Below are 21,232 nucleotides of genomic sequence, written 5' to 3'. Positions count from 1 at the left end.
CGGCCGGCTCGTGGTCGTCGTCGTGGGTCAGTCGACGGTGTTGCCGTCACCCTGGTCGTCGACGGACGGCGCGTCACCGGTCACGTGGACCGCGTTGTTCGAGCCGAGCAGCGTGAGGGACTCGAGCGACGCCACGGTGATGTCGTTGTCGCTGCCCTCGACGACCATCGTGCGGGCCGTGCCGACGGTGATCCTGCCGCCGTCGGACGCCACCGCGACGGCGTCGCACTTCTTGATCTCGTGCTTGCCCGCGGTCCCGCTGATGACGGCCTGCTCGCCGTCGCACGCGTTCTCGTACGGCGCAGGTGTGTAGTCGCCCGCCGGCGCCGAGGCGGATGCCGAGGCCGTCGGCTTCTCCGCAGCGTGGTCGGTCGACTGCCCACTGCAGCCGGTGAGGAGGAGTGCGGTGGCGCTGAGGAGGAGGAGGAGCGCAGGTGCGATGCCTCGGGTCTGCATGATCGGTCCTTCGGTGTTCGAACACCCCTGGCGCGGGGCGGGAGGGAAACGTGGGCAGGCGGCCGGGGCCGGCTGACGGTGGTCGTCAGCCAGCCCCGACCGAGGGCGTCACGGGGTGATGGTGAGCGGCACCCGGACGGTGTCGACCTTGCCGTCGGCGTGGTCCTGGACGACGCGCACGTTGTACGGCGTCGCGTAGGAACCCATCGGACGGTCGATCCGCCAGTTGCCGCGCGCGTCGGCGACACCCGTCGTGGGGCTGGCCGGGTTGTCACCCCACACGTAGACCGTGACCGTCGTCCCGGGCCGGGCGGTCCCGGTGAACGTCTGGACACCCGCTGCGGCAGTGCTGCCCGCAGTGGGGCTGGTCACCGTGAGGTCAGCAGGTGCGCCGAGCCACCCGTACGGAGCGACCCGGATGTCGTCCACCTGGTTCACGTGGCCGTCGACGGCGGGTTCCTGACGGACGGCGATCCGGTCGTAGTTCGTGTTCGCGAGGGCACGGCGGATGGTCCAGACACCGGTCTTGGCATCCGCCGTGGTCACGATGTCGTAGGCAGCCACGGCCGGGTTGTCGAGCCCGAACGGGTTGAACCGGATCGTCGCGCCGGGAGTGGCCTTGCCGGAGAACGTCTGGTCGCCGGGGTTGAAGAAGTCCCCGTCCTTGAAGTTCGTCAGCTGCAGGTCGCCCGGCTCGCCGATCTCCTTGTAGGGGCGGAGGTTCCAGTTGGTCAGCTCGTTCACGACGCCGGCCTGCGCGGTCTGCTTGACGGAGAACAGCGGGTAGGTCGTGTCACCGAGAGCGCGCTGGATCTCCCACTCACCGAACTGGTCGACGGTGGTGGTCAGGTTGTACCCCGCGTTCGCGGCGGAGAACCCGTGCACGTTCAGGGTGATCGTCGCGCCGACGGTTCCGCGACCGGTGAACAGCTGCGGGCCGGGCACGAACGTGCCGTCCTTGACGTGCGAGCCGATCTGGACGGACTCGGCCGGGATCGGCGCCGTCGCGGAGAGCGTGTCGGTGGTGGTCAGACCGCCCTTGGACTTCGCGGTCGCGGTGAGCTGGATCGCACCGGCGCCGAGGCCCTTGAGCGTGCGGTCGAAGGTGCCGTCCTCATTCGTGACCTCGAAGGTGTCGATGGTCTTGCCGCCGGTCGTGATCGACACCTGCGCACCCTTCGACGAGGTACCGGTGACGTCCATGGTGCCGTCGGCGAACGTCGCGGGGCCGTTCAGCGACACCGCTGCGCCGAAGTCGGCCTCCGCGGTGGCGGTCTGCGTCCCCTCGATGCCGGTCTGCTCGACCGTCAGGGCGTGCTTGCCGGGGCCGATCGGGTCGATCGGCAGGGACCAGTCGCCGGTCCCACTCGTGCCGGACACCTTCGTGGTGCCGAGGGTCGTGCCGTCCTCGTCCTTCACCGTGATCGTGGCGCCGGCAGCACCGGTACCCGACACGGTGGCCTTCGCGGACAGGTCGTCCTCGTCGAACGCCACCGTCGCGGTCGGGGCGGTCACGGTCGACTTGCCCGGGTTCACCGTCACCTCGGCGGTGGTGACGTTGTTGCCCTTCGAGAGCGCGCTGACCACCAGGTCGTACTCGCGGTCTTCCAGGCCGTTCAGCGTGATCCGGTACCCGTTCGTCGCGGTCATCTGCCCCAGGACGACCTTCGGCTTGTCGCGCTCGTAGACCTGCACGATCGATCCGGCCTGGGCCTTGCCCGAGACGACGAGTCGGCTGCCGGGGTCGAGTTCGGAGCCGTCCGCGGGGCTGGCGATGGAGACACCCTCGCCGTACCCGATCGTGACGGCCTGCTCGGTGGCCTGCTCCTTGCGGATCTCCTGCGTCACGCGGAGGTCCCAGTCGCCGGCGCGGTTCGGCGCGTCGACCTGCATCTGGAACGAGCCGTCGTCCTTGCTCATGCCCGTGGCGACCTTCCGGTCACCGTCCCACGCGTTGACCGTGGTCTCGCGGGTCGCGGTGCCGACGAGCTCGGCGTCCATCGCGACGTTCGTGGTCGACAGCTGTGCGTCCACCTTGAGCGGGGTGACGGGCAGGTCGACCTCGATGTCGTTCTCGGCGACGACCTCTGCACCGTTGTAGGCGGTGAGGTGCACCGTCGTCTTGCCGAGCGCGAGGTCGGTCAGCTGCTGCGTCCACTTGCCGTCAGCCGCGTCGGCGGTGAAGATGCGGTCGCGCTTGTTCTTGTCGGTGTAGGAGATGTCGACGCTGGTCGTTTCGCTCGTTGCGACGCCGTCGAGGCGCGCTGTCCCGGCCTCGACGTTGACATCCTGCACGTCGGCGGTCAGGCCTTCAAGGGTTGTCGGCATCCCGACGAACGTGTTGTCTTTCGGAGCAGAGCTCGTGTTCGAAAAGTACGTACCCCACCTGGTCCAGTTGAGGTCGGACGTCACATAAACTCCGTACGAGACTCCTCGTCGTGCCCGGATCGTGCCCTTTTCTGCAGTGAAGTCGAACCACGGGTTGGTGCTGCACGGGCCGAGGCCCGTCGTGGGCGTTCCGTCGGTGAGCCCGACAAGGAGGCACTTCGGACCTGCTTCTGGAGAAGTGGTGCGAAGCTGCCAGTAGTCCCGACCGTCCACTGTCTTGCTGAAGTGCGCCGTGAGGACGGCTGCGTTCTGCTTGGCTTCTTCGAGTGTGTCGGCCGACCTGTTACCCCCGACCTCATCGGCGGGAGTCGCCTTGGGCAGGTAGCTGTAGCCGCTGTTGGTCTTCGCGATGAGCTGGAGTGTTGCACCCTTGTCGCCCACCTCGTACTCATGCATCGACGACGCCTGTGTCTCAGTCGCGGCGCCGGCCGGCACGACGCCGAAACTCAACCCGCTCATGACGGTCGCCGCGGCCAGGACGCCAGCGCCCAGCTTCGCGACGGTGTTCTTCTTGGACATCCGTGTGTGTCTCTCTGTTCGTGATGGGACGTCCCGGGCTGCGCGAGAACGCGGTCCGGGAGCGGAACGAGCCGCGGCAATGCGGCGAAGCACAAATATACCACATACACATACGGCATGACAGGTGCGAAGCGTCGGCACGAGCACGAGGAGCGGGTGGGGGAGATCCACCGGTCCCCCCTGGGAGCTCCCGGAGCGCCCGCTGAGGACCGAGGAGTTGGATGGGGACCATGACTACCGTTCCGAACATCACGCTCAACGACGGAAGCACGATCCCCCAGCTCGGCTTCGGCGTCTTCCAGATCGACCCCGCCGAGACGAAGGCCGCGACGCTGACCGCGCTCGAGGTCGGCTACCGCCACATCGACACCGCCGAGATGTACGGCAACGAGAAGGAGGTCGGCGAGGCCATCGCAGAGTCCGGCATCCCGCGCGAGGAGATCTTCGTCACGTCGAAGCTCAACAACGGCTTCCACGACCCCGAGCTCGCTGCCGAGAACGGCAAGAAGTCGGCCGACCTGCTCGGCGGGTACACCGACCTGTTCCTCATCCACTGGCCGCTCGCCACCGTCTCGGACTTCGTCCCGACGTGGAAGGCGATGGAGGAGCTGTACCGCGGCGGCACCGCCCGCTCGATCGGCGTCAGCAACTTCGAGGTGCACCACCTCAACCGCCTCGCAGCCGAGACCACGATCACCCCCGCCGTGAACCAGATCGAGGTGCACCCGTACCTGGTGCAGGACGAGCTCCGCGCCTACGGCCGTAAGCACGGCATCGCGATCGAAGCCTGGTCCCCGATCGCGCAGGGCCTCGTGCTCGACGACGAGACCATCACCCGCATCGCGGGCAACATCGGCAAGACCCCGGCGCAGGTCGTCCTCCGCTGGCACATCCAGCGCGGTGACGTCGTCTTCCCGAAGTCGGTCACCCGCTCGCGCGTCGAGGAGAACTTCGCGATCTTCGACTTCGAGCTCTCCGACGAGGACATGACCGACATCACGGTGCTCGACAAGGGCCACCGCACCGGCCCGGACCCCGACACGTTCGACTACGTCCCGGCGTAGTCCGATCCGGCACGACGACGCCCCCGCACCGATCCGGTGCGGGGGCGTCGTCGTGTGGTCGTCCCGTGCTCAGCCGCGAGCGACCGAGGCGGTCACCGTGAACTTCGCGGTGCGCACGACCTGTCGGGTCGGGCCCACCAGGCGTTCGAGCACCGGCCGGTAGCGCAGGTGCGAGTTCCAGACGCACCACAGTTCGCCACCGGCCTGGAGGATCGTGGCCGCGTTCCGGAACATCGCCTCGGCCGCGTCGGTGCTCACCGTGGTGCCCTCGTGGAAGGGCGGGTTGCAGAGCGCGAGCTGGGCGCTGCCGGAGTCGATCTCGTCGCCGGCGTCACTGCGGAGGACCCGGACCCGGTCGGCGACGCCGTTCGCCTCGGCGGTCGCGGTGGTCGAGTCGACCGCCGTCGAGGTGACGTCGGTCGCGATCACCCGGATCGCCGGTCGTCGACGTGCGAGCTCGACCGCGATGACGCCGTTGCCGCTGCCGAGGTCCACGGCGGTCCGGGCCGACGGCACCGCGTCGTCCATCGCCTCGAGCAGCACCCGCGTGCCGAGGTCGAGCGAGGCGCCGGCGAACACCCCGCCGTGCGCGACGATCGTCATGCCGAGTTCGTCGAGGTGTACCCGTCGGGGCCACGGGGCGGTGACGGCGGCGCGGGCGGCGGCTGCGGCGAGGGGGTCCTGCGCCACGAGCAGTCGGCTCTTGCCCCGGCCGCGGGACGCCGTGACGTCACCGAAGTACCGGCGCAGGACGTCGTTCTGGGACAGCGTCATGTGCTTGTTCACGCCACCGCAGAGCAGCACCACGTCGGGGGCGGCCCAGCGTGCGACGGCCCGCGCGATCTCGTCGAGCCGGTCGTTCGACTTCGGCAGGCGGAGCAGGACGAGCCGGACGTTCCGGAAGGCGTCCTCGAGGCTCCGGGGATGCGTGAACCCGCGGCGTCCGAACGTGCCGGCGGCAGCACCGAGTGCCCGTTCGCTCGTCAGGGAGTCCTGCACGACGCGGATGCCGTCGGCTCCGTGCAGGGACAGCAGCCCGAGGGTCAGCACCCCGTACCGGTCGTCGACGACGGCGACCTCGCCGGGCTGCCGGAGTGCGTCGCCGTGGACGTGCGGCGCCTCGTCGAGCAGGAACCGGTCGGTGCCGTCGATGGTCATCAGGTCGGGCCCACGGTCGGCAGGGGAGCGGCGGAAGTGGTCCGCGAAGTCGAATGACGGCACCTGCTGAGGGTAGCCGGGCAGGGCCGGTGCGCAGGCGCACTGCCGGGTCCGGTGGTATGTCACACGCGACACAGACCGTTCTGCACCCTACGCTCGGAGATCCCGGACGGTCCGGGCCCGACTGAGCAGCGAGAGGGCCGATGTTCCCGCCACGACACGACACCAGGCCGCTGCTGCGCGACATCGCACGTGACCGCCTCCGCACCGAGATCATGGGCGGATCGCTCGAGCCCGGGGAGCGCCTCGACGACCAGGAGCTCGCCACGCGTCTCGGGTGTTCGCGCACGCCGGTCCGCGAGGCCTTGGCAGACCTGGCGCACCTCGGGCTGGTCGAGCTCCGACCGAACCGCTACACGCGGGTGGCGGTGCCGGCGCAGGAGGACGTCGTCCCGGCCCTGCAGGCCCTCGGGCTGCTGTTCGGCGGTGTCGTCCGCATCACGGTGCCACGGCTCGGTGAGCGGAGTCGCAGTGCGGTCTTCCGGCGGCTCGGCGTGCTGCTCGACTGTCTCGAGGCGCCGTCGTGGCAGCCCGCTGCGGACGCCGCGACGCCGATCTACCGCACCTTCATCGACGAGTGTCGGAACCCCATGGTGACGGCGGCGCTCCGCGGCTCGCTCGACGGGCTGGTGTTCCGGCTCCGGCACCGTGACCTGCAGTCGGCCCTGCCGTGGCCGGACATCCGGAACAGCCTCATCGCCCTGCGCGTGGCGGTCGATGTCCGCGACGGCCGACTGGCCGAGCGGGCGACCTGGTCAGCGCACCTGCTGCCGGACCCGGCAGGTCCTGATCCGGACCGGGACGACGACGCCGGGTGCGGGCGTGTGTGAGGCGTGCCTCCAGGGCGTCGTCGTCCGGCTGCGACGACAGGTGCGGTGCGGTCGCGTCGCGGGTGCAGCGTCCGGCCCGGCCGAGGGCGTGCGTCCGGTGCCGCCGTGCAGCTCGGTCAGCGGCGACTTCGACGCGCTCTTCGACGACGACACGGCCCCCTGAGCCGCGATGCGGTCAGCGGGAACGGTCAGCGCTGCGGGCGGTAGAGCACCACGGCGTTGTTGCGCTGCGGTCGGGCACCGGCGCGGAGGGAGACGGCGGCGCCGGTCGCGGTCGCCGCGAACACCCGGGCGCCCGGCCGGCTGATGAGCTGGTCGGCGAGGGCGCGTTCGAGGTCGCGGACACGTGCCCGCAGCAGTGAGTTCTCGTTCTCGAGCTCGAGCACCCGGCGGATGCCCTCCAGGGACACCCCCTCCGAGCCGAGCCGGGCGATCTCCCGGAGCTGGGTGATGTCCCGCATCGAGTACCGGCGGGATCCACCGCGGGTCCGGCCGGGGACGACCAGCCCGAGGCGGTCGTACTGCCGGAGCGTCTGCGGGTGCATCTCCGCGAGCTCCGCGGCGACCGCGATCGCGAAGACGGGCGAGTGCTCGTCCAGATCGGCCATCGAGCGCTCCTTCCGTCGGGTCTCGCAGGTGTCGGTGTGGGGGGCCGGCCGGGAGGCTCGGTGCCGGTTCCTGACGGAGCCGCACCGTGCCTCCCGGCCGGGAGGGACGCGACGCTAGCCGCGTGCCTTGGCGAGGATGTCCTCGCGGGGGTCCTCGTCGGGCAGGGCGGCCGCGAGGGCGTCGAGCGCCTCGCGTGCCTTGTCCGACAGGTGGGACGGGACCGCGACCTGGACGGTGGCGAGCAGGTCGCCGGTGCCGTTCTTGGTCGTGACCCCGCGGCCCTTGACGCGCAGGACGCGCCCGGACGGTGTGCCCGGGGCGACGCGCAGCTTGACGGTCGGACCGCCGAGCGTCGGGACCTCGATCGTCGCGCCGAGTGCCGCCTCGACGAACGTCACGGGGACGTCGATCCGCAGGTTCAGCCCGTCGCGCTCGAACACCGGGTGCTTCCGGACGGTGACGGCGACCACGAGGTCACCGGCTTCACCGCCGTCGGGGCTCGGCTCGCCGCGCCCACGCAGCCGGATCTTCTGGCCGTCGGCGACGCCCGCGGGGATGCGGACGTTCACCTGCCGGCCGTTCCCCTGCGCGAGCTTGACGGTGTCGCCGGCGATCGCGGTGGCGAAGTCCAGGGTCGTCGTCGCGGTGACGTCGCGCCCCTTCGTCGGACCACCGAAGCCGCGGAAGCCGCCGGTGTTCTGGCCGAAGCCGCCGCCGCCGAACATGCCGCCGAGGATGTCCTCGAAGCCGCCGGCACCGCCGCCGCCCTGACCGAAGCGGACGCGCTGTCCGCCGCCGCCCTGGCCGCCGCCGAACATGCCGCCGAAGACGTCCTCGAAGCCGCCCTGGCCACCCGGACCACCCGCGGTGAAGCGGGCGCCGGAGCCCATGGCGCGGACCTGGTCGTACTCGGCACGCTGCTCCTTGTCGGAGAGCACGGAGTACGCCTCGCTGAGTTCCTTGAACTTCGCCTCGGCGGCTGCGTCACCCGGGTTGGAGTCCGGGTGGTACTGCCGCGCGAGCTTCCGGTAGGTCTTCTTGAGCTCAGCTTCGGATGCGTCCTTCGACACCCCGAGCACGGCGTAGAAGTCCTTGTCGAACCAGTCCTGACTGGCCACGGCTCACCTCCCTTCTTCCGTCGCCGGCGCTCAGGCCGGGACCGCCACCGCGACCTTGGCGGCACGGATGACGCGGTCGCCGAGCTTGTAGCCCGGCTCCACGACGTCCGCCACGGTCTGGCTGGTGGCGCCCGGCGTGGGCAGCTGGACGATGGCCTCGTGCACGTTCGGGTCGAAGGACTCGCCCTTCTCGCCGATCTGCACGAGCTTGAACCGGTCGAACCCGCCGCGGATCTTCTGCGCGATCACGTGCATCGGACCGTCCGTCAGGTCACCGTGTGCCTCGGCACGGTTCAGGTCGTCGAGGGCGGGGAGCAGTGCCCGGACGACCTCGGCGATGACGACCTCGCGGTTGGCGTCCCGGTCACGCTCGACGCGCTTCCGGAAGTTCACCAGTTCGGCCTGCGCACGGAGCATGTCCGTCCGCATCTCCGCGACCAGGTCGCGGTCGGACGGCGAGAGCCGGTCCTCGGCGATGCCGGAGGCGGCATCGGCGAGGAGGGCTTCGTCCTCCGGGCTGAGGTCGTCGGCGGGGCCGCCGGCGGGGGGAGCGTCGACCGGGACCTCGACGTCGGGACCCTCGGCCTCGATCAGGTCCTCGGGCTCGGTCGCGTTGGTGGCGTCGCCCTCGACCTGCGGGTCCTGGGCGTCGTCGACGTTGCCGGTGTCGTTGTTCGGGTCAGCCATCGGTTACTTCTTGTCCTTGTCGTCCTCGTCGTCCACGACCTCGGCGTCGACGATGTCCTCGTCGTCACCGGCGGGCTGGCCGTCGGCGCCGGCGTCCGGACCGGCTGCGCCAGCGGACTGGTCCTGGGCGTAGATGGCCTGGCCGAGCTTTCCCTGCGACTCGTTCAGCTTGTCGAAGGCGGTCTTCACGGCGTCGTCGTCCTCACCCGCGAGGGCGGACTTCAGCGCGTCGACGTCGGCCTGCACCTCGGACTTGACGTCCGCGGGGAGCTTCTCGTCGTTCTCCTTGATGAGCTTCTCGATCGAGTACGCGAGCTGCTCAGCCTGGTTGCGACGCTCGCTGGCTTCGCGGCGGGCCTTGTCCTCGGCCGCGTGCTCCTCGGCTTCGCGGACCATGCGCTCGATGTCCTCCTTCGGCAGCGAGGAGCCGCCGGAGATGACCATCGACTGCTCCTTGCCGGTGCCCTTGTCCTTCGCGGACACGTGCACGATGCCGTTGGCGTCGATGTCGAACGTGACCTCGATCTGCGGGATGCCCGCGGGCGCCGGGGCGATGCCGGTGAGCTCGAAGGTCCCGAGCGGCTTGTTGTCACGGGTGAACTCACGCTCGCCCTGGAAGACCTGGATCGCGACCGACGGCTGGTTCGAGTCGGCGGTGGTGAAGGTCTCGCTGCGCTTGGTCGGGATCGCGGTGTTGCGGTCGATGAGCTTCGTCATCAGGCCGCCCTTGGTCTCGATGCCGAGCGAGAGCGGGGTGACGTCGATGAGCAGGACGTCCTTGCGCTCACCCTTCAGCACGCCGGCCTGCAGCGCGGCACCGACGGCGACGACCTCGTCCGGGTTGACGCCCTGGTTCGGGGACTTGCCGCCGCTCAGCGACTTGACGACCTCGGCCACGGCGGGCATGCGGGTCGAGCCACCGACGAGGACGACGTGCGCGATGTCGTTGACCGACACACCCGCTTCCTTGATGACGTCGTTGAAGGGCTTCTTGGTGCGGTCGAGCAGGTCGGAGGTCATCTGCTCGAACTGTGCGCGCGAGATGGTCTCGTCGAGGTTCAGCGGGCCCTCGCTGGTGAGCGTGAGGTAGGGCAGCTGGATGTTGGCGCTGAGCTGGCTCGACAGCTCCTTCTTCGCCTGCTCGGCGGCTTCCTTGAGGCGCTGCTTCGCGATCTTGTCCGTGGACAGGTCGACGCCGTGGTCAGCCTTGAACTTCTTGACCAGGTGGTCGACGATGCGCTGGTCCCAGTCGTCGCCGCCGAGGCGGTTGTCGCCGGAGGTCGCACGGACCTGGATGGTCGAGAAGTCGTCGTCCTTGCCCACCTCGAGCAGGGAGACGTCGAACGTGCCGCCACCGAGGTCGAAGACCAGGATGAGCTCGTCTTCCTTGCCCTTGTCGAGGCCGTACGCGAGCGCTGCAGCGGTCGGCTCGTTGATGATGCGGAGGACGTTCAGGCCGGCGATCTCACCGGCGTCCTTCGTGGCCTGGCGCTCGGCGTCGTTGAAGTACGCCGGGACGGTGATGACCGCGTCGGTGACGTCTTCGCCGAGGTACTGCTCGGCGTCGCGCTTGAGCTTGCCGAGGGTACGGGCCGAGATCTCCTGCGGCGTGTACTTCTTGCCGTCGATGTCGGTCGTCCAGTCGGTGCCGATGTGGCGCTTGACGGAGGCGATGGTGCGGTCGACGTTCGTGACGGCCTGGCGCTTGGCGGTCTCGCCGACCAGGACCTCGCCGTCCTTCGTGAAGGCGACGATCGACGGCGTGGTGCGGAGGCCCTCGGCGTTCGCGATGACGGTGGGCTCACCGCCCTCGAGCACGCTGACGACCGAGTTGGTGGTTCCGAGGTCGATTCCTACTGCGCGTCCCATGGGACTCCCTTTCGGTAGTGGTGCAAAGTCTGCTCGGACTTGCGTCCGATGGACTCAACTCTACTCCGCCATGGCTGGGCGTCAAGGTGCGTGGGCAGAAGTTGCGCCAGGGCGGCTCAAGTCACCGGTGCTGGCCGGTCGGCGGCTCAGTCGAGCGCGGCCGTGATGTACGCCGCCAGCGCCTCGCCGTACGCGATCGCCGGGTCCGCCGCCGTGAAGACCCGCTCCGCTTCGGCGATCCGCGCCGTCACCGTGTGCACGACGCCGCCGCCGATCGTCACCGTCCGGGTCAGTCCGACGAACGCGGGACCCAGGAGCTCGCGCAGCTGGTCCTCGCGCGGCAGCCAGAGCGACTCCTCCGCCGTCACCGAGTCGAGCGCCCACTCGGTCGTCCCGTTGAACCCCAGGATCGTGCCGGTCGGGTGGTCGTGCCGTTCGACGGTCATCTCGGACACGGTGTAGACGTCCTCGTCGACGCCCGGCTTGTCGATGACGAAGCGGTCGCCGGTGTCCGGGTGCCAGCGGAGGCCGGCGTCACGCAGGGAACGGGCGAGTTCGGCGCTGATCATGCGCTCCACCCTGGCACTCGCGGGCCCGGCCCGGCCGGGAGGCCCGTGGCACGTGACCGCGCACGTCGGCCCCGGTGGACCGCGCGTTCCCCACCTCGGACCGCGATGCCGGGCAGCCGTACTAGCATCACCGAGCATCCCCACGCGCGACCGCCCGCCGGTCCGCGTGCGCGACGCGACGACGCCCGGGCGACCGGTGCCGTGCCTCCCGGCCGTGGCCGACGAGGCGGCGGAGTGTCGGACGACGTCCCGGACCGCGCTCGACGCGGACCGATCCGCCAGCAGAGAAGGACCCGCATGACCCTCGAACGCGAGGAACTCCGCGACGACTGGACCGTTTCGGCGGCCGAGGAGGGCGCGCGTGACGACCTCCCGCAGGCGGTGCGTGGCCGGGTCCTCCCGGCGACCGTGCCCGGTCAGGTGCACATCGACCTCGAACGCGAGGGACTGCTGCCGGACCCGGCGTTCGACCGCAACGAGTCGTCGACCGCGTGGGTCGGACAGACCGACTGGGTCTACCGCCGGACCGTCGACGTCGACCCCCGCGGGTTCGAACGCGTCGACCTGGTCTGCGACGGCCTGGACACGGTCGCGACCCTGACCCTCGACGGCGTGCAGGTGGGCACGACCCGCAACATGCACCGGCGTTACCGCTTCGACCTGCTCGACATGACCGACGGGACGAACGCGAGCACCGACCGCGAGCTCGAGGTCCTGTTCGAGTCGCCGTACCGCGAGGCCGAGCGGGTCGCCGCCCGCGCGGGCACGATGCCCGGGCCGTACGACGAACCGTTCCCCTACGTGCGCAAGCAGGCGTCGAACTTCGGGTGGGACTGGGGGCTGACCGCCGTCACGAGCGGGCCGTGGCGTCCGGTCGCGATCGAGCGGTGGTCGACGGCTCGGCTGCGGGACGTCCGGCCGCTGGTCGACGTCGAGGCGGGGGAGGGCGTCCTCGACGCCCACATCGCGTTCGAGCGTTCCGGCCTGAACGACCTGGACCAGGACGGCGAGGACGACGACCTGGTGCTCGTCGTCACGGTGTCCGGCCACGGCACGAAGCAGCGCTCCCGGGTGAACGTGACGCCGAAGGAGGACGAGGCCGTCGTGACGGTCCGGATCCCGGACGCCGAACTGTGGTGGCCGCGCGGCTACGGTCCGCAGCCGCTGTACGACGTCGAGGTGCACCTGCAGACGGTCGACGGCGACGTCCTCGACCGCACGTCCTTCCGCACGGGCTTCCGCTCGGTGCACGTGGACACGGCGGAGGACTCGGTCGGTCGCCCGTTCGCGATCCGGGTGAACAGCACCCTGATCGACGTCCGCGGGGTGAACTGGATCCCGGACGACGTGATCGTCTCGCGCGTGACGAAGGAGCGGTACGCCGAGCGGCTCGACGCGGCGGTCACGCTCAACACGAACCTGGTGCGGGTGTGGGGCGGCGGCGTCTACGAGTCGCACGACTTCTACCAGCGCTGCGACGAGCTGGGCCTGCTGGTGTGGCAGGACTTCCTGTTCGCCTGCGCCGCCTACCCGGAGGTCGAACCGATCCGCAGCGAGGTCATCGCCGAGGCGCGGGACAACGTCGGCCGCCTGGCCCGGCACCCCTCCCTGGTGGTGTGGAACGGCAACAACGAGAACATCTGGCTGCACGACGCCGACGGCTGGGGCGAGGAGCTCGGGGACCGCGGTTGGGGCCTCGACTACTACCTCGACCTGCTGCCGACGATCGTCGACGCGGTCGACCCGTCCCGCTTCTACACGGTGGCCTCGCCCTGGTCGGGCGCCGAGTCGCTGGCCGCCAACGACGTCGACCACGAGACGCATCACTCGTGGGACGTGTGGAACCGGGTGTCGGACGAGCACTACCGCGACTCGGCACCGCGCTTCGTGTCCGAGTTCGGCTGGCAGGCGCCGCCGGCCTGGCGGACCCTCCGCGACGCCGTCACCGACGAGCCGATGACCCCGACCTCGCCGGGGGTCGTGCACCACCAGAAGGCCGACGACGGCATGGGCAAGCTCGCCCGCGGCCTGGAACCCCGGTTCGGCGACGGGTGGGACACCGACTTCGACCGCTGGCACTGGTTGACGCAGCTGCAGCAGGCGCGCGCGATCGCGACCGGCGTCGAGCACTGGCGGACGCACTGGCCGCGCACCACCGGTGTCGTCGTGTGGCAGCTCAACGACCTGTGGCCGGTGTCGTCGTGGTCGGCGATCGACTCGGCCGGTCGCCGCAAGCCGCTCGCGCACGAATTGCGGCGTCTGTACGACGACGTCCTGCTGACGGTGCGTCCGGTCTCGACCGTGGTCACCACGGTCACGCCGCTCGCGCCGGGCGCGGAGCGCGAGGACCGGACGGGAGGCGCGCACCCGCCGACCGCGCAGCTGCCGGTTCCGCAGGCGTCGGACCTCGACACCGCTGGCTCCCCGGTCGAGGTCGCCGTCCGGTCGGCACGGAACGGCATCGACTCGGTGGTCCGGGTCCGGCGGATCGACCTGGCCGGGCAGATCCTGGCCGAGGAGTACCTGCCGGTGGTCCTCGACGGCCCCGGGGTCGCCGTGGTCCGGCTGCCGGTCTCGGTCGGCGTCGTCGCGGACCCGCGTGGTGAGCTGATCGTGGCGGACATGGACTGGCGGCGCGCGGTGTGGACGCCGGCGCCCGACCAGGACATGCGCTGGCAGCCGGCGCACTACCGCGTGACGGTGTCGGACGAGCCGGACCGCTCCGGGGTCCGGATGGTCGTCGAGGCGGAGTCGCTCGTCCGCGACCTGCTCGTGCAGCCGGACCGGGTGTCGCCGACCGGCACGGTGGACCGTGGCTTCATGACGCTGCTGCCCGGCGAGCGTGTCGAGTACCGCGTCGCGGGCGTCACCGAGGCGGATGCGGCGGCACTCACCGCGGCACCGGTGCTCTGGACGCTCGACCGGGTGCTCGCCGACTGACCCGACAGCCCGCGCGGTGTCCGGCCGTCGACCCTGAACGAACCGTGTCCGTTCGGTCGCCCGCCTGGGCTTCTGGGGTCTCGCGAGTTAGCATGGACGCACAGCGGGACACCGCCGCACCGGTCGACGACGACCGGTCCACACGATCAGCAGACTGGTCGTGACGATCACCTGGTCATGACGGCCACCTGGTCGGGCGGCGACCAGCCCCAGTACCGAAGGAGTCATCATGTTGCAAGGCCTCACCGGACTCCACCTGGTGATCATCCTGGGCATCGTGCTGCTGTTGTTCGGTGCGACCAAGCTGCCGGCACTGGCCAAGGGCGTCGGCCAGTCGATCAACATCTTCAAGAAGGAGATGGAGACCGACGACCGCAAGAAGCCGACGACGCCGGGTGCCGACGCGACCCCCAGCGACGCGACCGCCTACGGTGCGACGGCCCAGCAGGCCGCGCCGGTCCAGCAGCCGGTCGTGAACCCTGCCCCCTCGGTGCAGCCGAACAACGACTCGCGCCCCCAGTAGGGCGCCGCAAGACCGCCGACCCATCGGCATCCCGGCCCCGGGACCGACAGCCTCCGTGCACCTGCCTCCGCGCAGTCCGCACGGGGGCTGTCGTCGTCACGGCCTCCGCCACAGACGCCTCCGCCGCCACGCCGTCGCCGCGCAGCGCATGATGGCTGCATGACGTCTGCCCCCGCCGCCGACCGGCCGGGAGGCACCACACCCCTGCACGACGACCGTCGGCTCGTGCTCGTGGTCGCGATCCTGTCCTCGTTCGTCGTCGGCCTGGACTCGAGCGTCGTCAACGTCGCGCTCCCCGCGATCCGCTCCGAGCTCGGCGGCGGCCTGGTCGTGCAGCAGTGGACCGTCGACGCCTACCTGGTGACGCTCGGGTCGCTGATCCTCGTCGCCGGCTCGCTCTCGGACCTGTTCGGCCGGGTGCGCATCATCACGGCCGGTCTCGTCGTGTTCGGGATCGCGTCCGTCGTGTGTGCGATCGCCCCGACCGGCGAGGTGCTCATCGTCGCCCGCGCGTTCCAGGGCGTCGGCGGTGCACTCGTCACCCCGAGTGCGCTGGCCCTCATCGTGGCGGCGTTCCGCGGTGCCGTGCAGGCGAAGGCGATCGGCACGTGGACGGCCTGGTCGAGTGCGGCGTCGATCCTCGGTCCGGTGGTGGGCGGGCTCATCGTGGACGGCATCGGCTGGCGGTGGATCTTCGTCGTGACAGCGGTGCCGATCGCGGTGACGATCCCGCTGGTCCGGCGGATCTCGGGCGACGTCGTCGCGGGGGACCGACCGCGGGTGGACGTCGTCGGGGCGGTCCTCGCCGTCGTCGGGGTCGGCGGGGTGGTGCTCGGGCTCATCGAGCAGGAGCGCCTGGGGTGGGGCGCGCCGGTCGTCGTCGCCGCACTGGTCGTCGGCGCGCTGGCACTCGTCGCCTTCGTGCCGTGGGAGCGCCGGGTGACGCGGACCTCCGGGTCGCCGCTCGTCCCGCTCGAGCTGTTCCGGGCGCGGAACTTCGCGGTCGGCAACATCGCGACGCTGTCGATCTACGGTGCCCTCGGGATGGTCTTCTTCGTCGTCACGCTGTTCCTGCAGGAGGTCTGGTCCTTCCCGGCCTGGGTGGCGGGACTCGCGACGCTGCCGCCGACCGTGGTGCTCCTGCTGCTGTCGACGACGGTCGGGGGCCTGGCCGGTCGGTTCGGCCCGCGCTGGTTCATGGCGGCGGGCCCCGCGGTGGCCGCCGTCGGCGCGCTCCTCGTGCTCACGGTGGGCGAGGACCCGAGCGGCTACTGGACCGGTGTGCTGCCCGGGCTGGTGCTGGTCGGGTTCGGGATCACCCTGATGGTCTCCCCGCTGACGAGCGCGGTGCTCGGCTCGGTGCCGCAGGGGGAGGCCGGGGTCGGGTCCGCGGTGAACAACGCGGTGGCGCGGATCGCCGGTCTGGTGACCGTCGCACTCGCGGGTGTCGTGCTCGGGGGTGAGGTGAGCGTCGCCGGCATCCACCGCGCGATGGTGGTGATGGCGGTGCTCCTCGTGGCCGGCTCGGTGGTGAGTGCCATCGGCATCGTGAACGTACGATCACCGGAAGCGGAAGAAACCAGCCCGTTGTAAAGTTGAGCCAAATGGACTCAATGTGAGTCCGACGACTTCGTGACCACACGACCGACGCAACGGAAAGGACAACGCATGGCGAACCTCCAGGGCGCCCCTGACTCGCAGGAGAAGCAGAAGACCGCCCTCGAGCAGTACGGCGTCGACCTCACCGCGGTCGCCCGCAGCGGCAAGCTCGACCCGGTGATCGGCCGTGACGCCGAGATCCGACGGGTGTCGCAGGTCCTCACCCGTCGCACCAAGAACAACCCCGTGCTCATCGGCGAGCCGGGTGTCGGCAAGACCGCCGTCGTCGAGGGACTCGCGCAGCGCATCGTCGCCGGGGACGTGGCGGACTCCCTCAAGGACAAGCGGCTCGTGTCGCTCGACATGTCCGCCCTCATCGCCGGTGCGAAGTACCGCGGCGAGTTCGAGGAGCGGCTGAAGGCCGTCCTCAAGGAGATCGACGACTCCGACGGCCAGGTCATCACCTTCATCGACGAGCTGCACACCCTGATGGGCGCCGGCGGTGGCGAAGGGTCCGTTGCCGCGTCGAACATGCTCAAGCCGATGCTCGCCCGCGGTGAACTCCGACTGATCGGCGCGACGACGCTCGACGAGTACCGCGAGTACATCGAGAAGGACGCCGCCCTCGAACGCCGCTTCCAGCAGGTGTACGTCGGGGAGCCGAGCGTCGAGGACACCATCGCGATCCTCCGTGGCCTCAAGGAGCGCTACGAGGCGCACCACAAGGTGACGATCAACGACTCCGCCCTGGTCGCGGCCTCGGCACTGTCCGACCGCTACATCTCGGGTCGACAGCTGCCCGACAAGGCCATCGACCTGATCGACGAGGCCGCCAGCCGTCTGCGCATGGAGATCGACTCCAGTCCGGTCGAGATCGACGAGCTGAAGCGCAGCGTCGACCGGCTGCGGGTCGAGGAGTTCGCGCTGAAGCAGGAGAAGGACGACGCGTCGAAGGCCCGCCTGTCGACCCTGCGGACGGAGCTGCAGTCCCGCGAGGAACGGCTCCGCGAGCTCGAGACCCGCTGGCAGGCCGAGCGCGCGTCCCTGAACCGGATCGGTGAGCTCAAGCAGCAGCTCGACGAGCTCAACATGCGCTCCCAGCGGGCCCAGCGCGAGGCCGACTACGAGACCGTGTCCCGCCTGGAGTACGGCGAGAAGCCCCGCATCGAGGCCGAGCTCGCCGCCGCCGAGCAGGCCGGGTCCACCGACCGCATGGTCAACGACAGCGTCACCGACGAGGACATCGCGGCCGTCATCGCGCAGTGGACCGGCATCCCCGTCGGTCGACTGCTGCAGGGCGAGACCGAGAAGCTCCTGCACCTGGAGAGCGAACTCGGCCGCCGGATCATCGGGCAGCGCACCGCCGTCACCGCCGTCTCGGAAGCGGTCCGTCGCACCCGCGCCGGCATCTCCGACCCGGACCGCCCGACCGGCTCGTTCCTGTTCCTCGGCCCCACCGGTGTCGGCAAGACCGAGCTGGCGAAGGCCCTCGCCGAGTTCCTGTTCGACGACGAGAAGGCCCTCGTCCGCATCGACATGAGCGAGTACGGCGAGAAGCACTCCGTCGCGCGCCTGATCGGTGCCCCGCCCGGGTACGTCGGGTACGAGGCCGGTGGGCAGCTCACCGAGTCCGTCCGCCGTCGTCCGTACTCGGTGATCCTGCTCGACGAGATCGAGAAGGCCCACCCCGAGGTGTTCGACGTCCTGCTGCAGGTGCTCGACGACGGGCGGCTCACCGACGGGCAGGGACGGACGGTCGACTTCCGGAACACGATCCTGGTGCTCACGTCGAACCTCGGGTCGCAGTTCCTCACCGACCCCGCCCTGACCCCCGAGCAGCGCGAGCAGGGCGTCCGCGAGCTCGTCCAGCAGGCGTTCCGACCGGAGTTCCTCAACCGGCTCGACGACATGGTCGTGTTCCAGGCGCTCAGCCCGGACGACCTCGGGCAGATCGTCTCGCTGTACGTCGACCGGCTGGCGCGGCGGCTGTCCGGCCGCCGGCTCGACCTGGCGGTCACGCCGGACGCGCGTGCCTGGCTCGCCGAGCGCGGCTACGACCCGGCCTACGGTGCGCGGCCGCTCCGTCGGCTGATGCAGCGGCAGATCGACGACCAGCTGGCCCGGGCGATCCTGGCCGGCGACGTGCGCGACGGCGACACGGTGCGCGTCGACGTCGCGGCCGACGGGCAGGCGCTGACGGTCGAGCCGTTCACGGTCGTCGAGGGCGAACTGATCGAGGAGTAGACGGCCGGTCGTCCGACGGGAGGCCCGTGGCCGGTTCCTGGGGGCCGGCCACGGGCCTCCCGTCTACCGTCGGCGACATGCCGGAGATCAGGGCCCTGCGCCGCGTGACCGAAGCCGTCGAGCACGCCAGCGTGCTCGACGCAGCCGTCGACTTCGACCGGAAGGTCGTCACCGCGTTCGCCCGTCCCCGGGCACTGCGGCAGCTGCTGCACGGGGTGCCGTTCGGGCACCCGGTCCACCCGCTCATGGTGCAGGTGCCCCTCGGTGCCTGGATCTCGGCAGCCGTCCTGGACCTGATCGGCGGGAAGGGCAACCGCAAGGCGGCGAAGACGCTGATCGGCGTCGGGCTCGTCTCGGCCGGCAGCGCGAGCGTCGCCGGCTACGTCGACTGGTCCGAGTTGGACCGCGAACAGCTCCGGACCGGGTGGGTGCACCAGGCCGTCAACTGGGTCGGCATCAGCCTGTACGGGCTGTCCTGGCTGCAGCGGAAGCGCGGGAACCAGGCATCCGGCAGGCTCCTCGCCTTCGCCGGACTCGGCGTCGTCAGCGTCGGCGGGTACCTCGGGGGCCACCTGGCGTACCGGCAGCGCGCCGGTGTCAGCCAGGCCGGCGAGGTGCCGTTCGACGCGTGAGCCGCATCCGCTGACGTTCTCAGCCGATCCACTGGTACATCACATGCAATGGGTGCATGCGTGTACTCGTGGTGGATGACGAAGCCCCGCTCGCCGACCTCGTGGTCCGCGGCCTCCGTCGACAGGACATGGCGGTCGACGTCGCCTACCGCGGCGACTGCGCCGACGAGCTGCTGAGCGTCAACGAGTACGACGTCGTCGTGCTCGACCGCGACCTGCCCGGCCTGCACGGGGACGAGGTCGCCCGGCGACTGTCGGCACGCGGGTCGCTGACCCGGATCCTGTTGCTGACCGCGGCCACATCGCTCACCGACCGGGTGAACGGACTCGAACTCGGTGCCGACGACTACCTCACGAAGCCGTTCGAGTACCCGGAACTCGTCGCCCGGGTGCGGGCGCTCGGTCGGCGTACGGTCGCGCCGGTCGCCCCGGTGCTCGGTCGTGACGGCCTGGTCGTGGACACGAACCGGCGGATGGCGACGCGGGACGGCCGACCGCTCGACCTCACCGCGAAGGAGCTCGGGGTGCTCGAGGTGCTGCTCCGCGCCGACGGCCGGGTCGTCTCCGCCGAGGAACTGCTCGAGAAGGTCTGGGACATGAACGTCGACCCGTTCACGACCGCCGTGCGGGTGACGGTGTCGAAGCTCCGGCGGAAGCTCGGCACCCCGGACCCGATCCGGACCGTCCCCGGGCAGGGGTACGCGCTGTGAGACGGGCCTGGAGTCTCCGGACCCGCACGGCGCTGGCGTTCGCGGTGACGTCGATGGCGTTGACCGCGGCGGCGATCGTGTTCGTCACGCTGGGGTCGCAGCACGCGATCACGGAGCTCGTCGTCGGCGACGGGGACGGGCGGGTGGCGGTGACCCCGGCGGCCGGACCGACCGGGGCGCCCGACGACGAGGAGACGTCGGAGGTCGGGCGCGTGGCCGTGGTGTCGGCCGTCGCCGCGCTGCAGTGGCAGTGGTCGGCGCTCGGCATCGCCGGGGCCGGCGTCGTCGCCGGCGGCACCGGGTGGCTACTGAGCCGACGCATGCTCGCACCGCTCGACCGCATCGCCGCGACGGCCGAACGGATCTCCGCCTCGACCCTGCACGAGCGGATCGCGCTCGACGGGCCCGACGACGAGCTCCGCCGGCTGTCCCGGACGATCGACGGTCTGCTCGACCGGCTCGACACGGCGTTCGCCAGTCAGCGGCGGTTCGTCGCACAGGCGTCCCACGAACTCCGGACCCCGCTGGCCGTCCAGCGGGCGACGATCCAGATCGGCCTGCACGACGACGTCGATGCGCGGGAGCTGGCCGGCGCCCGGGCCGAACTCCTCGAGCAGAACCGGCGGACCGAGCACCTCGTGGAGTCGTTGCTCGTCCTCGCCGAGGCCGAACGCGGGCTCGACGGGAGCACGAGCGACGTGGACCTGGCCGCGCTCGTCGACGAGGTCGTGACCGGTGCCGCACCGGCCGCGCGCGACGCCGACGTCCGCGTGCGCAGCGCGACCGTCGCCGGCCCGGTGCCGCTCCGGTGCGAGCCCGTCCTCACCCGCCAGCTGCTCGGGAACCTGCTCGACAACGCGATCGAGTACAACGTGCCGGGCGGGGTGGTCGACGTCGCGGTCGAGGGCGATGCCGACGGCTGCGTGCTCCGCGTCGGCAACAGCGGGCCGGAGCTCGACGACGCGGTCGTGGCGACGTTGACCCAGCCGTTCCGACGGGCCGTGACCGCGGACACCGGGACCGGCCGGCCGGACTCTTCCGGCCGGCCGGACTCGGCCGGCCGATCGGGCTCGGCCGGCCGCCGGCACAGCGGCCTCGGGCTGTCCATCGTCGAGGCCGTCGCGCAGGCCCACGGCTGGCAGGTGACCCTGGCTCCGCGGCCCGGTGGGGGCCTGGTCGTCACGGTGTGGGTAGCGCCGGTGCGTGTCGCGCCGGTGCGTGTTTCGCCGGGACGTGTTTCGCCGATGTGACCTGCCG

The 21,232-nt window shown here is 70.8% G+C and carries 17 protein-coding genes; 9 read left to right on the top strand and 8 right to left on the bottom strand.

Translation table 11 applies throughout. The features are described from left to right. Positions 1-27: 27 nt before the first annotated feature. Positions 28-456 carry a DUF3060 domain-containing protein gene (locus JOD51_RS14415; RefSeq protein ID WP_204609676.1) on the bottom strand — a complete coding sequence of 143 codons (429 nt, stop codon included), beginning with the start codon at positions 454-456 and terminating at the stop codon, positions 28-30. Positions 457-564: 108 nt separating this feature from the next. Next, a complete protein-coding gene (locus JOD51_RS14410; RefSeq protein ID WP_204609674.1) occupies positions 565-3,363 on the bottom strand; it encodes an Ig-like domain-containing protein in 2,799 nt (932 codons plus the stop codon). A 230-nt stretch (positions 3,364-3,593) separates the two neighbouring features. Between JOD51_RS14410 and JOD51_RS14405 the strand changes: the two genes are divergently transcribed. Then, the gene (locus tag JOD51_RS14405; RefSeq protein ID WP_204609673.1) at positions 3,594-4,427 is read left to right on the top strand and encodes an aldo/keto reductase; all 834 of its coding nucleotides are present in this window, start codon (positions 3,594-3,596) and stop codon (positions 4,425-4,427) included. Between the two features lie 69 nt (positions 4,428-4,496). On the opposite strand, the gene JOD51_RS14400 is transcribed toward JOD51_RS14405, so the two are convergent. Beyond that, positions 4,497-5,648, bottom strand: coding sequence for a class I SAM-dependent methyltransferase (locus JOD51_RS14400; protein WP_259557351.1), 1,152 nt, complete (start codon positions 5,646-5,648; stop codon positions 4,497-4,499). A 140-nt stretch (positions 5,649-5,788) separates the two neighbouring features. Here JOD51_RS14400 and JOD51_RS14395 point away from each other — a divergent pair, with 140 nt between their 5' ends. Further along, positions 5,789-6,475, top strand: coding sequence for a GntR family transcriptional regulator (locus JOD51_RS14395; protein WP_204609671.1), 687 nt, complete (start codon positions 5,789-5,791; stop codon positions 6,473-6,475). 188 nt (positions 6,476-6,663) lie between these two features. Here the strand turns inward: JOD51_RS14395 and JOD51_RS14390 are convergent, their stop codons facing one another. The 5 genes from JOD51_RS14390 to JOD51_RS14370 all read right to left on the bottom strand — a co-directional run bounded on the left by JOD51_RS14390 (position 6,664) and on the right by JOD51_RS14370 (position 11,327). After that, positions 6,664-7,083, bottom strand: coding sequence for a heat shock protein transcriptional repressor HspR (locus JOD51_RS14390; protein ID WP_204609669.1), 420 nt, complete (start codon positions 7,081-7,083; stop codon positions 6,664-6,666). A 114-nt stretch (positions 7,084-7,197) separates the two neighbouring features. Further along, positions 7,198-8,202, bottom strand: a complete 1,005-nt coding sequence (locus JOD51_RS17410) for a DnaJ C-terminal domain-containing protein (protein WP_204609667.1) — start codon at positions 8,200-8,202, stop codon at positions 7,198-7,200. Positions 8,203-8,232: 30 nt separating this feature from the next. Next, positions 8,233-8,889, bottom strand: a complete 657-nt coding sequence (locus JOD51_RS14380) for a nucleotide exchange factor GrpE (protein WP_204609665.1) — start codon at positions 8,887-8,889, stop codon at positions 8,233-8,235. A 3-nt stretch (positions 8,890-8,892) separates the two neighbouring features. Then, positions 8,893-10,758, bottom strand: coding sequence for a molecular chaperone DnaK (dnaK, locus tag JOD51_RS14375; protein WP_204609663.1), 1,866 nt, complete (start codon positions 10,756-10,758; stop codon positions 8,893-8,895). A gap of 146 nt (positions 10,759-10,904) precedes the next feature. After that, entirely contained in the window at positions 10,905-11,327 is a 423-nt protein-coding gene (locus JOD51_RS14370; RefSeq protein ID WP_204609661.1) for a pilus assembly protein CpaE, read from the bottom strand. Between the two features lie 297 nt (positions 11,328-11,624). Here JOD51_RS14370 and JOD51_RS14365 point away from each other — a divergent pair, with 297 nt between their 5' ends. The 7 genes from JOD51_RS14365 (at position 11,625) to JOD51_RS14335 (ending at position 21,225) form a co-directional block, all read left to right on the top strand. Continuing rightward, positions 11,625-14,267 carry a glycoside hydrolase family 2 protein gene (locus tag JOD51_RS14365; protein ID WP_204609659.1) on the top strand — a complete coding sequence of 881 codons (2,643 nt, stop codon included), beginning with the start codon at positions 11,625-11,627 and terminating at the stop codon, positions 14,265-14,267. Positions 14,268-14,496: 229 nt separating this feature from the next. Then, positions 14,497-14,790, top strand: a complete 294-nt coding sequence (gene tatA, locus JOD51_RS14360) for a twin-arginine translocase TatA/TatE family subunit (protein ID WP_204609657.1) — start codon at positions 14,497-14,499, stop codon at positions 14,788-14,790. 159 nt (positions 14,791-14,949) lie between these two features. Beyond that, positions 14,950-16,383, top strand: coding sequence for an MFS transporter (locus JOD51_RS14355; protein WP_204609655.1), 1,434 nt, complete (start codon positions 14,950-14,952; stop codon positions 16,381-16,383). 75 nt (positions 16,384-16,458) lie between these two features. Next, complete coding sequence (locus JOD51_RS14350; protein WP_204609653.1) at positions 16,459-18,633, top strand: ATP-dependent Clp protease ATP-binding subunit; 2,175 nt, start codon at positions 16,459-16,461, stop codon at positions 18,631-18,633. A 77-nt stretch (positions 18,634-18,710) separates the two neighbouring features. Next, positions 18,711-19,265, top strand: a complete 555-nt coding sequence (locus JOD51_RS14345) for a DUF2231 domain-containing protein (protein ID WP_204609651.1) — start codon at positions 18,711-18,713, stop codon at positions 19,263-19,265. A gap of 56 nt (positions 19,266-19,321) precedes the next feature. After that, positions 19,322-19,975 (top strand): response regulator transcription factor, encoded by a 654-nt coding sequence (locus JOD51_RS14340; RefSeq protein WP_204609649.1) that lies wholly within the window; start codon positions 19,322-19,324, stop codon positions 19,973-19,975. A gap of 53 nt (positions 19,976-20,028) precedes the next feature. Further along, entirely contained in the window at positions 20,029-21,225 is a 1,197-nt protein-coding gene (locus JOD51_RS14335) for a sensor histidine kinase (RefSeq protein WP_204609647.1), read from the top strand. Positions 21,226-21,232: the final 7 nt, after the last annotated feature.

The sequence above is a fragment of the Curtobacterium herbarum genome (genome assembly GCF_016907335.1).
Lineage (GTDB): Bacteria > Actinomycetota > Actinomycetes > Actinomycetales > Microbacteriaceae > Curtobacterium > Curtobacterium herbarum.
This window is presented reverse-complemented; position numbering and strand designations above follow the sequence as displayed.